This window comes from Prevotella sp. oral taxon 306 str. F0472, from assembly GCF_000257925.1.
GTDB lineage: Bacteria > Bacteroidota > Bacteroidia > Bacteroidales > Bacteroidaceae > Prevotella > Prevotella vespertina.
Genome location: NZ_AJIN01000036.1, coordinates 141,827 through 155,081, shown reverse-complemented (window position 1 = coordinate 155,081; position 13,255 = coordinate 141,827). Strand labels below are relative to the sequence as shown.

The window sequence follows — 13,255 nt, the reverse complement described above, 5'->3', positions numbered from 1 at the left end:
GACCGAATGATGACTATCAAAAGGTATAGTTTGGCAGTCAAACGGATATGGATAAAAAACAAAAAATCGCTGTAAAACCTTGATTTTACAGCGATTATCCTTGTTTTGAAGGCTAAAATGACGTGTTGTTTGACATCCTTTTGAAACCTATTTGTGGACCAGCCTGGGCTTGAACCAGGGACCTCCAGATTATGAGTCTGTTAAAGTGAGATTTTGTGATTTTTTATGATTTTACTTAAGCCGCTCTATTTGCTTTATATTCAGCAAATTACTAACTTTGCTCCAAAATCGTGATAGCCCATGATCTGGCATTTAAACACCAATAGTGTTCGCATGGTGTTCGCAAAGTGTTCGCAGAATTAGGGCTTTCGTCTAACAGATTCGAGTTATGAAGGTCTTGAAAACATCTATTAATTGCAACCGTGTAGGGTACTGCTCCATCAAGTTGGTACAGGATAAGCGCACCAACAAAAAGACGGATGAGTATCCTGTGTCAGTGTGCTTCACAATAGAACGGAAACGGTACTATTACAATGTGCCGGAGATACCATATCAAACAGAGAAATACTTTAACGAGGTGTGTAGCGTAGCAAGTGCTCGTAGCCAGCTAATGTCCGTCAAGAAAGCTTGGGAAAAGATACTAGATGGCTACCGGGAAAAGATAGTGCGAATTAGCAAGACGCAGACACTAACGCTTGACCTCATCAAGCTCAGTATATCAGGAGCCGGTACAACAGCTTATCACGATCTATCGTTTGTTGGCATTTGGGAAGGGCTGATTGCTTCACTCAAAAAGCAGGATCGTGTGGGAACGGCTGAGAACTACCAGTGGGCTCTCAACTCGTTCAACAAGATTGTGGGGCAGATAAAAGGTTTCATGGTGGATAGAAGTGTGATTGAAAAATGGAATCAAGGCATGAAAGAGGGTGTGATGCAAGACGGAAAACTCATTGGCAAGATAGCTGATGCTACACGAGGTATGTATCTTCGCACATGCCGTGTGGTATGGAATGAGTGCATCCGGCAAGGCTACCTGCCCGAGGATCGCTATCCTTTCTCGAATAAGGATAAGTCGCTTATCTCCATTCCGAGAGGGAAGAGACGACAGCAGTCTTATCTCAATGTTGATGAAATGACCGAATTGTATCAGGTGTTCATAGAGAAGCGTTATCCTGACAACTGGGATAAGGCATACAAGCAGCGTGCCCATGATTCACTTGGGCTATTCTTAGCACAATACTTGTGCAATGGATTCAACCTGGCTGACGCTGGACGACTGCAATACAACAATGTCTATTTTGCCGAGGGTGGAAAGGCTTTTGAATTCCTTCGCAAGAAAACATCGGCCCGGAGTAACAGCATGTCTCAGGTGATTGTACCTATCATTCAGCCATTACAGGTTATCCTTGAAGAGATAGCCGCTAAGCCCAAGAAAGATTCCTATGTCTTTCCGCAGCTATTTCATGGCATTGAGGATGAAACCATCCGCAGAAAGCTCACCGTGCAGGAGAACTCGAACATCAAAGACCGATTGAATAGGATCTGTCAGGAAGTGCTACATTGGGATAAACTTCCCTCTGGTACATGGGCACGCCATTCCTTTGCTACCAATCTGAAGCTGGCAGGAGTGGAAGAGCAATATATTTCTGAGAGTATGGGGCATTCCATTGGTAATGACATCACAGCGGGCTACCAAGACCAATACCCATTGGAGATACGTTTTCGCAACAATGCCAAGTTGCTCAAAGTGGAGGAACCGAAGGAGAATCCCATCGATATTGATAGTCTTTCGCCCGAACAGATGAAAGAGCTATTGAAGAAGATGATGGGACAATAACCTTTAGTCGCTTTTGAATGTTAATCCTATTGGTGGGTATATACTGTGGAACTATTCCTTAAAAATCACATGGTGAAACAAGATTTGGGTAATTTTGGTGCAATACTAATAACATTTTTATTATATTTGCACCAAAACTACCCGACATGACATTGCAAAAGTGGATAGAAGATAGAGCCATTCATGGATTCCCCACGTTCTCGATAGACGATGTGAGGGCGGCAGGTATATATTCTTCTGAACAGATTCTTTACAACGAACTCTCCAGACTTTGTGCAAACAATACGATAGCCAATGTATATCAAGGCTTTTATGTCATTGTACCCACTCAATATATTTTGCGAGGATCCATTCCCGCTACTTATTATATAGACCAGTTGATGACAGGCCTTGGCAAGCCCTACTATGTTTGTATGCTTAGTGCTGCTGAGCTGCTTGGCGCCGCCCATCAACGCCCCCAGCAGTTCTCAATAATGACTACGTTCCCAAAACGCAGGATTGTTTCTGCTCGTAACGTGACCATTGACTGGTTCTATAGAGATAAACTGCCAGAAGATAGTCTAATTACAAAGAACACAGAGACGGGAACCATCCAAATCTCCAACGCCCTCTTGACGGCTGCTGACCTCGTACAATACCAACAACATGTCGGAGGATTGTCTCGCGTCGCAACGATACTTGAAGAACTATCGGAACAGATTGACATCAGAAGACAATTCGCCCCACTTGTTCCCTATGTTAAGAAGGTCGTGTGGCAGCGACTTGGTTATTTACTTGAAAATATTATAGAAGAGAAGGCTTTGGCTGACGACCTGTACGAACAACTGCGCTCGACAACAGGTTATCTGAATTATCTCCCATTAAGTACATCGGCAGCAGATAATCCGTCAAACAGGGACAGTCGATGGAAGATAAACATTAACGTACAAATAGAAACTGACGATATATGATTAACAGAACAGCTATACAACAGTGGAGCGAACATGCTCCGTGGATAGACAATGCCCAGATAGAGCAAGACCTTATTATTTGTCGTGCTTTAGTTTCCATCTTTAGCGATGAGTTCTTGGCATCGCAGCTGGCATTTCGAGGTGGTACGGCATTGCATAAGCTATATTTGTCACCCCAGCCACGATATAGCGAGGACATAGACTTGGTTCAGATCAATCCCGGACCTATCAAGTCCATCATGTATCGTCTTGGAGAAGTTCTGGACTGGCTACCAGACAGAGTTACCAAACAGAAACGGTATAACAACACGATGTTATTCCGTATAGAATCGGAAATACCGCCGACGATACAGATACGCTTAAAGGTAGAAATCAACTGCTTCGAGCATTTCAATGTTCTTGGTTTGACAAAGTTCCCATTCAGAGTGGAAAACTCATGGTTCACTGGGGAAGCCAATATTACGACCTATCATTTTGAGGAACTGTTGGGCACAAAGCTCCGTGCACTATATCAACGCAAGAAAGGCCGTGACCTCTTTGACCTTTATATTGCCCTGCAACGTAGGGAAGTAGATGTTGAAAAAGTCATGCAATGCTACAAGAAATACATGGAATTTGTGGTTGGAAAGGCTCCTTCATACAAGCAGTTTGTCAACAATATGCAGGAGAAAATGCATGACGCTGAGTTTACTGGTGATATGCAATCGCTTTTGCGTCCAGGCATAACCTTCAATGCAAATGATGCCTACCCACTTGTCTATGAGACTTTCATAGATAAGATGGAAGGGAAAAGAGAATGAGTAGTGAATTACAATAAATCTATAGACTGTGAAGACTATGGGCAAAAAGCGACTAAGTGAGTTTAAGAAGAAATTGCGTGAAGCATATTTGCAGGACCCTCAAGGGTACGACCAATGGAAAGCTTGCCTATACCAAGAGCCTGATGGGTTCTTGCAGAACTGTACACGCAATTTTGAATTGTTGAAGAGTTGTATTCCTAAGGAACTTTCGCATTGCATTGAAAAAGGAAATTTCTTGAAATTTATCTGGTACGTCATAAAATGGTTTCGTTCGAACACTTATCGACAAGAATTTCAAAATCAAATCCTTGAAAACATAAAACAAAGCATGACCTTGGGACAAGGGCAGACGTTCTATATGTATCATTGGATGCTCAATGAAAATGGAGACACGGAACTCTCTCGACTGCTCAGCGAAAAGCTAAACAAACAGGTATTTGGCGAATATGCGATTCCTGTTACCCAAATCATGTTCTCTAATGTAGTCCGTGTAAGCATAGAACAGAATATCACCCCTAAGACAAACTGGAAAAAGGAACTTCCGAACTATCATGACACAGATATACGCAATGCCATCAAAGGAACTCTTGCTAGAATACCCAGCGCGAACCATGGACGGAATATTGAAAACTATGATTTGGGAGAACTCTTGATTGGCAATAAGCAAGCCTTGTTGGAACTGATTGAGGATTGGGTCTCTCATCGCAAAAGCGATACCGAATTGGGCTGTGTACTTTATGCGTTAATGAAAGCTGATTGTATATCGAAGTCGTGCAAATATACCCCATTTCATCGTGCTTTGCAGGGAGAATTCCCTGATGCAAATATTGGTGAAGCAGATTGCCCAAGAGATTTGTTTGGAATCCTCCTGCGCTTTGGCTTTAAGGAAATCAATAAGCGTCAAAGAAACAAGTTAGAAGCTGCTTATAATCATTATTACAACTTGTTCAAGCAGGTCAACTCCTAGCAAATAGTTAAGAAAACACCCCGAAAGTGTCGGATTAAATTGGACTTCGATTTAATCCGACACTTTATTTTTTGCTCTCCACTCCTTTTTCCCCAATTTTGCAGCGGTCATCACGACGATGAACCGAGCATCAATGACACTCATTGTTCATCAAGTGTCGTGACGCAAAATGAAGTATTCACAATCTAAAAAGTACAATTATGGATAGTAAAAATCGTATGGCAGACCAGTTGCTTAGCAAGCCCGTCTGCATGATGGACGGAGGAGAACTTGCCACGCTCATTAAAGAGATTATTGACAACAAGCGCAGCTCATTTGACAGTCAGCCCCAGCCGCGCTATGTGTATGGTGTAGCTGGCATCGCTCAAATCTTTGGGTGTAGCATTCCAACTGCAAGTCGTATCAAACGTAGTGGTAAGATTGACGCTGCCATCACGCAGGTGGGACGGAAGATTGTAGTTGATTCCGACCTTGCTCTACAACTGATCCAAGACGGCGACTTTCACGAGTAGTAAGAAAGGAGGTAAACATGGCTGAATCTCTATCCGTCAATTTTAGTGCTTTGATGGAATTGCTTACTTCGTCAGCCCCGTCCAAGGCATGTCCTACAGCCAAGGAGGACACGCCTTCGGTAGAAAATGCGATGGAGCGAGAAAAGCAGAGGGTTTTACAGGCTCCTTTGAACAAATCACCAACAGCGCCAGATGCTACCTTCCCTGTAGATGCCTTTCCCAAGAAGATAGCAGAGATAGCCGAATCCTTTGTAGAGAACGAAGGCTTCAACATGGATTTCCTTTGTGCCAGTATGCTCACGGTGTTTGCCACAGCTATGGGCAATCTGTGGGAAGTGCGATTTTCCGCTACGTTCCATCTATCACCTATTATATATATGGTGATCATCGGTCCACCCAGTTGTGGTAAGACACCACCACTTCGACAGGTCGAGAAGCCCTTGCAGGAGCTAGACATGGAATCGGATGAAGCCTATCGCAGAGCCAGGGATGAGTATGACCGCATTTCCAACATGACCACACAGAAACGGGAACAGCAACATTTGGAATTGCCTAAACCACCTCACCATCAAGAACTGCTGGTCATCAACACCACCATTGAGCAGCTCTTTGGCATCCTCTCGCACAATCCGCATGGTGTTCTGATGTTCGTCAATGAACTCAATGCACTAGTGAGCAACATGAACCGCTATGGCAAAGGTTCCGATGAAGCCTACTGGTTGGAGTTCTTCGATGGTAACCAAGTGAAGTATGAGCGCAAGAGCAATGATGAGTACATCAGCATCCTGCATCCCTATGTATCCATCATCGGTGGTACACAGCCTGGACTATTGCCTAAGATGTTTGGAGGAGAGCGTGCTAACAGCGGCTTTACCAGTCGATTTCTCAAAGTATTTCCCAAAATCACCTCAATGCCCCGATGGAAACATGGCGACATGCCACAAGTGTATATTGACGAGTGGGATCGTATCATACGACAGGTAGCCACCATGGATCACGCGCTTGACATCAATGGTGAAATCATACCTCGCTCACTGGAGTTTTCAAAGAAGGCCAAGAATATCCTCTATGATTGGGAAGAACATATCGCTCAGAAATGGAATGAGGCAGACGACTATATGCAGGGCGTGTGCGGCAAACTCAAAACTTACGTCATTCGCTTCTGCCTGATCCTTCATGTCATGCGGATGGTATGCAGAGAAACTTCTTCTGAAGAGATAGACGAACTAAGCGCCCATGCAGCGTGTAGATTGGCTGATTATTTCCTCATGATGGACCAGCGTGTAAACAACCTTATCAGTAAGAGACCCGTGGACGAAGTACACCAACTGTTTTTTGACAAGTTGCCGAAGAGCTTCACGACTGCCGAGGCAATCTCACTTGGCCAGCTGCTCGACCTCTCAGACAGGACGGTGAAGCGTTTCCTTAAAGATGGTGTAGGTATCTATCTCGTGAAGAACAGACGGGGCATTTACACGAAGAAGGATGAGTAAAACAACGTGGCACTAATGACACTTGGCACTTTCTTGCACGAAAAAGCAGTGATTTGACCCATCCGAAGTGCCAAAGGACAAAAGTGCCACACATAAATGAAGGAGAAGCGATATGGAACAACAACGATTTATCTTACATAAATATAAGGGCCCGGCTACCCGACATGAGTGTCCGCAGTGTCATGACAGGCGCAGCTTCACCCGATACATTGATACGGAAGGGAAGATAACCTTTCCTGATAATGTGGGGCGTTGCGACCATGAGAGCCGATGTGGGTACCACTATACGCCCAAGCAGTATTTTCATAACAATCCTGAGACAAAGAAGAAACTGAAGGAAGGGAGTGATTGGACGGGAGTGCAAGACTATTATCAACCCATGATGCAGCCCAAACCTGAACAACCAGTCAATCCACCTTGCTATTTCCCTTTGGATCTCATGCGCAAGTCGGAGAAATGCTATGAGCAGAACAATCTATTCCTCTATCTCGCTAAGACCTTCGGAAAGGAGAATGCCCTTGCGTTGGCACATCGTTATCATCTGGGTACTTCCAAACATTGGAACGGTGCATGCGTGTATTGGCAGGTGGATAGCAACGGGAATGTTCACGAAGGAAAGATCATGTACTATGATAAGGAAACGGGGCATCGCTCTCATGAGTTCTGTCATCATCCCACATGGTTGCATACCCTGATGAAGATAGACAAGGAACATATCCGGCAATGTTTCATTGGTGAGCATCTTCTGGCAGAAAATCCAGATAAGCTTATCGCTATCGTGGAGAGTGAGAAGACCGCCATCATCGCCTCGTTCTATCTCCCACAATATGTATGGCTTGCCTCAGGTGGTAAGGATGGCATGTTCTCACAGGCTGATTTGAGTATCTTCCGAGGTAGACAGGTAATACTTTTCCCTGACCTGGGCATGCTAGACAACTGGCGACTAAAGGCGGCAAAGTGGATGGCACAAGGCATTGACGTGAGTGTGTACAGCTTTCTGGAGCAGCAGGCCTCCGTGGAGGACAAAGCAAGAGGATTGGATCTGGCCGATTACCTCTTGCAACAGGAGCCAAGGCAATTCCTGCTTGATCTTCTCATCAAAAGGAACCTGAACATTAAGAATTTGGTAGATAAACTGCATTTGGAGTTGGTAATGGATTAGGGGAATAACGGCAAGTTTATGTTTTTGCCCCACAAAAACCACTTGCCGTTCATCCCGTTGGTCTACTTTCCAGAAATGAATAACCTCTTAAAACAGAATAAGAATGAAGAACATAAAACAAGGCGGTCGCCCGAAGAAGGAGTTGGCCGAAGTATTGAAGTACAAAGTACATGCACGATTGGCGACACCAGAGTATTACCGATTGAAGAGCCTTGCCGCACAGAGTGGACTCTCGCAGAGTGACCTCATGCGCCAGCTCATCAGTCAAGGAAAAGTCGTGCCACGCTTTACCATCGAGCAGGTGGATTACATCCGTAAGCTCATCGGCATGGCAAACAACCTCAACCAGTTGGCACACGAAGCGCATATCCACGGCACCGATCCACTGGCTACGCATTGTGAGATAACAGCAACAGAAGTAATGAACCTTATCAAATACATCAAGAAATGATAGTGAAGATTACAAAACGGGACAATGCCAAACGCATTGTCGATTACGATCTCAACGACGAGAAGCAAGCCAAGCTCATTGCAGCCAAAGGCATCTGTACCATCAATCACGATACGATGGCACAAAGTCTGAATGTGAATCATCTATTACACCCGGAATTAACGAAGTATGTTGGTCATATCTCCCTCTCGTTTGCCGTACAGGACAACGACCGCATGACCGACCAATATATGGCGGACATTGCCAAGGAGTATCTGGAGAAGATGGGGATTACCAACACACCTTTCATGATAACCCGCCACTTCGACCACGACTATTCTCACTGTCACATCGCCTTTAGCCGGATTGATAACGATGGCGAAGTGATCTCCGACAAGTTCGACTTCAAGCGAAGTGTGGACGTTTGTAGGGAACTCACCCTCGCCCATGGGCTTTACATGGCAAAGGGTAAGGAACAGGTAAAGGAGGAACGGCTGCGGGAGTCAGCCAAGACCAAATACCAGTTGTATCATATACTCATGCGTGAGCTGGAGCGGTGCCGACATTGGGAGCAGCTGATTGAAGCACTCAACAAGGAGGGAATAACGGTGGAGTTCAAGACCAAGGGCAACACCGACGAGGTGCAGGGTGTCATCTTCACCAAAGGCAAATACCGATTCAATGGATCGAAGATTGACCGCAGCCTAAGTTTCTCCAAGATTACTGCCCGACTGAGAGCCAACCTGTACGCTTACAATCGGCACCGATTTAATTATCAGCAGGAATCCCACCGGGCAACCATCCGACTTCCAACAGGCAACGTACTCCGTATCCCTAATGCGGCAATGCACGCTTCCGTCAACCACAACCCAGCCGACAACCGAAACGGCAAGCGGTGGGAGGATATGACCGAAATGGAGAAACAAGCAGTTTCAAAGGGATATAGTATCTAATCATTCAAGTTTAATCAACTAAAATCATTTTATCATGTCAGAAAAGACATTAACAGAAGGGTCGTTTTTTCAAGCCCATGAAGAGACCAAGAAAACTTTGGCACTGCTGAGCCAAAAGTTGGAAAAGCTGGAGCAGTTGGCTGCGCAAGTTCAGAATCGACAACCCGACAAAAGTAATGAACCGGGTAACCATGCGGTAGCTTCTGACAAGGAAGCCGCGGCAAAAGAAGCAAAGAAGCGCAAACAGCAGGAAGAATACATGCACCAATTTTGGGAGAAAATGGCTCAAACCATGAACAATGCCCTCCAGCCTATTACCAAACAGCTTACAGATCTACAAACCAAGTTTGTCGAGGCAGCCAAGCCCCGTGAGATAATCAAGCACTACCGGGTGCAATGGGTGGAATCACGTGGCGTACTCACCATCATCGCCCTTGTCTTGTTTCTCTTCTCTGCTATCTGTTGGGGATTTACAGTCCAGTATCAAGCGCAGGAGAACATTGCCTATCGCAACATCTTCCGTGTCGCTCGCGCCTATCATGGAGCCAGTGCCAACGATCTGCAATTCCTCCGCACCGTCTTCTTGGAACAGGGACATGACAAGGAACGCACCCAGCTCCTCGACCATGCCGACCGTTACGAAGCACAGTGGAATGCCTTGCAGGACAGTTTGATACGGGTGCGGGAAAATAGCAAGATAAAATAAGTTTTTCTTTAATTCTTTATTCTAAAAGCCATACCGCCCCATAATGGAGGGTTGGGTGTGGCTTTTGTTGGGATTTAAGATTATCTTACCTTCATAACTCCTAAGTAATTTGCTTAGGAAGCAAAAATATGGATATTTACGAAGTTTTTATCGCATTAAGGAAAATAACTATTTGCACTTTTTCAAAATATCTTCTATCAAAAAATCAAGATGGACACCAGAAGTGAAAGCAGTTTTTGATATATTAGCTCTGTAGTCACTAAGTCTAATTCGTTTGCCGGTCACATCTTTTTCGGCATTGAGAACTGGTTCTATTATTTCTCGCAACTCTTCACCGATATTTAAATGCACCTTTGTTTGCTCAATGATTTCTTTTTCATGCTCTTCAACGTATTCAATTGAAGAATCTGCAGGGATATTGACCTTTTCTGAATCCGACAAATCAACACAGCAAAGAGCATAGCAATAAGGATTGCTTGCTGCCATTCTTATCTGGTTTGTGCTCATATGCGCATAATTATCATAGTCAAAATTCCATTTAGCCTTCACTTCAACATAATACACATTCTTGCCATTATAACTGATAATCATGTCCTGACCATTTTGTATGTCATCGACACTCAATTCATCATCAACATGTTTACGCGTTTGTACCTCCAACAATTCATTTCCTAATCTCTTGCGTATACTGTCCTCTATAGTTTTTCCTATCCGATAGCAGAAGTTGAACGTACTCTTACGCTCGTCGTCAAGCTCTTTCTGACGCTCCATATGGCTGATAAGCGAAGGTAAAGCACCATTAATATTAAAGTTAGCAAGTCGGAGAATGTCCTTGTCTTCCAAATCCATAAGTGAGAATATGCCTTTCTGGACATCGCCACTCGCCATCTCAAAAGTGTATTTAGCCTTATTATCATCAATGCTACCAAACCAATCATCCCAGCCCTCTCCGTTGTCTAAGTTCAGAATAATTTTACGGATAATTACTTCCTTGGTTTTATCCTTATCACAGTCGCCATTGTTTACACCCTTCATGTAATTTACCAACTCTGTTTGGATGCTTGGTGCTATGTCTTTTGGCGTTTGGGTAGCATAATCGTCATACAGGTTTTCAAAATCAGTATCAATCCACTTCTCGTGAAGATCTTGTCCTATAATGATATTATAAAAATAAGCTAGTTCTGGAATAATGCCGTCGTTTTTTAAAAGTTCTTTTTTTACACACAAGTAGCCCTTCTGACAAGGTATAACACCATAAGAATCGAGTTTTTCCTTTCTATTGTTATCATTGCTCTTTGCATATTCCGTTAAGAGTTTCAGAAGAAAAGACTTATTAACTTTTACCCAATCCTCATTTTCCTTGCTTATCTGATACAAAGTATAATCAAGGAGCAGAAAGAATGCAGTGTTATAAAAATCTTCCTCTTTCTCCTCTAGTTTTTGCATGTGGCTCTTGCGGAATGTTTTATTATAGTAAGCGGGTAGTACTGCCATTATCCTGCCTCTGAAATTAGCGAACTCCTCTTGAGAAGAAGCTGAGCAGAAATTAATCAAAGCAGTTACTTGTTCATCCGTTAAAGGATTTTTTCGCACTAGTGTATTTGTTCTCCACTTATTCATCGTTACAAGAATATCATCATGCAATGCACTCGGTGTATATTCCGTATACTCCGCAAGCGAGAGATAAGCCTGATCAAGAATCTTTGCAGCAGCGTCACCCATAAGTGGAGATATCAGCTGATACATATCATCAGTCATAAAGTCAGCATGCACTAGACTATTTCGTAGGCATAAATTACCGGCGCGGTTTGGTATAAGTGCATATTTATCATATAAACACTCATTACCGCTATCTTTCAAGAACTGTAGGAACTCCAGCAAATCATCCGATTTGTCTTTAATTGCCCTACAAACATCATCCAGTGTCACATAGAAACCACCTACTTCTTTACAATTCCAAGTATCAACCAATTCTGACCATTTGATGAGATCCGTTGTTGGCAATAGATATTCTTCGCCATTGCTGTCCTTAATGTATGAAGCGAATTTAGCCAACGTACTTTCATAGAGTTTTCTTTTTTCTTCATTAAGATTGGCATAGAAATCATGATGCAAGAGACGCACCCTCCTATCAGTTATACTTTTCCTACCCTCTGCTGTGGGAATTACTTTCCAGTTTTTGACTTGCTCGTTCCATGTCGTTTGCATATCGTGGTAGAATCTCTTTTGCTCTTCATCCTCGGTTTCTTTAATGAAATTTACTTTGCACAAATCACGACTTATAGTACTATCCTTTCCTTCTATCTGATAGTAGGCAAACAGTGCTTGCATCATGGATTTCAGTACACTTTCGTTTTTTTCTCCTGCTTCCTTTTTGGCGGGAACATCCTCAGGAAGTTGAATGTTATTTCGCTTTTCCACAGGATAGAATTTTTTGGAGTGGAAGATAAAGTTCACTCCAAAATCCTCTGTTCCCAGCAATGGGAACCAGAGAAATAATGAAGGAACCTTCTCAACATCGCCACAGATTGTTGGGAAAGGAGGTATGATCACTACATCTTCTTTGTCCCTCGATACAAGATAGTAGCAGTGATAAGGGGCAGGTGTTTGCTTTGGAGAAAGCATATCCATACGATTCACTACAACCTCAACCTCATGCCATCCTGCCTCTCCAAAAGGTTCATCTTTAACAGGGGTATCCAACTTGCAAAATACATAATGTTCCTTCCTGTGATTATCGCAAACTTCAAACTTTTTTATTCGTTCATTGATAACTAGAACAAACGGCATCAGCTCTGCCACGTTTTTGATTTGATCCGAGACGGATTCAACCAATTCTGGTGTTAGTTTATATCTGAATGTAGATGGAATATGACCTTCGCATTCCTCTGTCGATTTCCACATGTCTTTCACTTGAATCAGCTCTCGGTTCATCTCCTTATAGGCTTCAAGAGAGTCCGTGTTGCTTCTATCTAAGACTATGTGCATTCTGATATATTTATCTACTTTCGCCCTGCTCGTGTGCACTTCGTAAGGACCACAGACATCCACCACACGATTAAAAGCGTGAGTCGTCATGAAGCCAGTGCCGTACTGGCCTGCCAAATCTTGAGCAGGATTATCCTTCGAACTATTCTGTTTTACCAAAGCTGACAGTGAAGAATGAGAAAAGGGCTTGCCATAGTGCAGGAATACAAGACTATCTTCATTAAGTTCTACCCTAATTCGACAGTCTTCGCTCATATCACGCGCATTCTGTACAAGTTCCCAAAGTGCTCTTTCACCACTGCTTATTGTAAGATTCTCAATACCATGTCTTACCTTCTTGCAGTAACCTACAATGTTATAATACTCGTCTTCTATGGTCTGATACTGTCCAGCATCTGAGCATCCTAGGTCTCTTTTATAAAAATAGTCCTCTAATTGTTGTTCCGTCATAGCTGTC

The 13,255-nt window shown here is 43.5% G+C and carries 11 protein-coding genes; 10 read left to right on the top strand and 1 reads right to left on the bottom strand.

The features are described from left to right. The first annotated feature begins 388 nt into the window (after positions 1 to 388). The 10 genes from HMPREF9969_RS05835 to HMPREF9969_RS05790 all read left to right on the top strand — a co-directional run bounded on the left by HMPREF9969_RS05835 (position 389) and on the right by HMPREF9969_RS05790 (position 9,810). Entirely contained in the window at positions 389 to 1,837 is a 1,449-nt protein-coding gene (locus tag HMPREF9969_RS05835; protein WP_036895179.1) for a tyrosine-type recombinase/integrase, read from the top strand. A gap of 146 nt (positions 1,838 to 1,983) precedes the next feature. Next, positions 1,984 to 2,787, top strand: a complete 804-nt coding sequence (locus HMPREF9969_RS05830) for a type IV toxin-antitoxin system AbiEi family antitoxin (RefSeq protein ID WP_009434855.1) — start codon at positions 1,984 to 1,986, stop codon at positions 2,785 to 2,787. Next, a complete protein-coding gene (locus tag HMPREF9969_RS05825; RefSeq protein WP_009434932.1) occupies positions 2,784 to 3,587 on the top strand; it encodes a nucleotidyl transferase AbiEii/AbiGii toxin family protein in 804 nt (267 codons plus the stop codon). The genes HMPREF9969_RS05830 and HMPREF9969_RS05825 overlap by 4 nt, the downstream gene beginning before the upstream one ends. A gap of 37 nt (positions 3,588 to 3,624) precedes the next feature. Continuing rightward, entirely contained in the window at positions 3,625 to 4,554 is a 930-nt protein-coding gene (locus HMPREF9969_RS05820) for a DUF6043 family protein (protein WP_156787951.1), read from the top strand. A gap of 200 nt (positions 4,555 to 4,754) precedes the next feature. After that, a complete protein-coding gene (locus tag HMPREF9969_RS05815) occupies positions 4,755 to 5,066 on the top strand; it encodes a DUF3853 family protein (RefSeq protein WP_009434815.1) in 312 nt (103 codons plus the stop codon). A 17-nt stretch (positions 5,067 to 5,083) separates the two neighbouring features. Then, positions 5,084 to 6,559 carry a DUF3987 domain-containing protein gene (locus HMPREF9969_RS05810; protein ID WP_009434907.1) on the top strand — a complete coding sequence of 492 codons (1,476 nt, stop codon included), beginning with the start codon at positions 5,084 to 5,086 and terminating at the stop codon, positions 6,557 to 6,559. Positions 6,560 to 6,671: 112 nt separating this feature from the next. Further along, complete coding sequence (locus tag HMPREF9969_RS05805) at positions 6,672 to 7,721, top strand: DUF6371 domain-containing protein (protein WP_009434795.1); 1,050 nt, start codon at positions 6,672 to 6,674, stop codon at positions 7,719 to 7,721. Positions 7,722 to 7,824: 103 nt separating this feature from the next. After that, positions 7,825 to 8,172: a plasmid mobilization protein gene (locus tag HMPREF9969_RS05800; RefSeq protein ID WP_009434889.1), complete on the top strand. Its 348-nt coding sequence runs from the start codon at positions 7,825 to 7,827 to the stop codon at positions 8,170 to 8,172. Beyond that, on the top strand, positions 8,169 to 9,104 hold the full coding sequence (locus HMPREF9969_RS05795; RefSeq protein WP_050899970.1) for a relaxase/mobilization nuclease domain-containing protein: 936 nt from the start codon (positions 8,169 to 8,171) through the stop codon (positions 9,102 to 9,104). The genes HMPREF9969_RS05800 and HMPREF9969_RS05795 overlap by 4 nt, the downstream gene beginning before the upstream one ends. Positions 9,105 to 9,138: 34 nt before the next feature. After that, positions 9,139 to 9,810 (top strand): hypothetical protein, encoded by a 672-nt coding sequence (locus tag HMPREF9969_RS05790; protein ID WP_009434803.1) that lies wholly within the window; start codon positions 9,139 to 9,141, stop codon positions 9,808 to 9,810. A 168-nt stretch (positions 9,811 to 9,978) separates the two neighbouring features. Here HMPREF9969_RS05790 and HMPREF9969_RS05785 read toward each other — a convergent pair whose 3' ends face one another. After that, positions 9,979 to 13,248, bottom strand: coding sequence for a sacsin N-terminal ATP-binding-like domain-containing protein (locus HMPREF9969_RS05785; RefSeq protein WP_009434882.1), 3,270 nt, complete (start codon positions 13,246 to 13,248; stop codon positions 9,979 to 9,981). Positions 13,249 to 13,255: the final 7 nt, after the last annotated feature.

Bases quoted from the DNA above. Each gene is read 5' to 3' on its own strand.
- HMPREF9969_RS05815 (WP_009434815.1), top strand. From the start codon at position 4,755: ATGGATAGTAAAAATCGTATGGCAGACCAGTTGCTTAGCAAGCCCGTC.
- HMPREF9969_RS05790 (WP_009434803.1), top strand. From the start codon at position 9,139: ATGTCAGAAAAGACATTAACAGAAGGGTCGTTTTTTCAAGCCCATGAA.
- HMPREF9969_RS05805 (WP_009434795.1), top strand. From the start codon at position 6,672: ATGGAACAACAACGATTTATCTTACATAAATATAAGGGCCCGGCTACC.
- HMPREF9969_RS05830 (WP_009434855.1), top strand. From the start codon at position 1,984: ATGACATTGCAAAAGTGGATAGAAGATAGAGCCATTCATGGATTCCCC.
- HMPREF9969_RS05820 (WP_156787951.1), top strand. From the start codon at position 3,625: ATGGGCAAAAAGCGACTAAGTGAGTTTAAGAAGAAATTGCGTGAAGCA.
- HMPREF9969_RS05825 (WP_009434932.1), top strand. From the start codon at position 2,784: ATGATTAACAGAACAGCTATACAACAGTGGAGCGAACATGCTCCGTGG.
- HMPREF9969_RS05810 (WP_009434907.1), top strand. From the start codon at position 5,084: ATGGCTGAATCTCTATCCGTCAATTTTAGTGCTTTGATGGAATTGCTT.
- HMPREF9969_RS05785 (WP_009434882.1), bottom strand. From the start codon at position 13,248: ATGACGGAACAACAATTAGAGGACTATTTTTATAAAAGAGACCTAGGA.
- HMPREF9969_RS05795 (WP_050899970.1), top strand. From the start codon at position 8,169: ATGATAGTGAAGATTACAAAACGGGACAATGCCAAACGCATTGTCGAT.
- HMPREF9969_RS05835 (WP_036895179.1), top strand. From the start codon at position 389: ATGAAGGTCTTGAAAACATCTATTAATTGCAACCGTGTAGGGTACTGC.
- HMPREF9969_RS05800 (WP_009434889.1), top strand. From the start codon at position 7,825: ATGAAGAACATAAAACAAGGCGGTCGCCCGAAGAAGGAGTTGGCCGAA.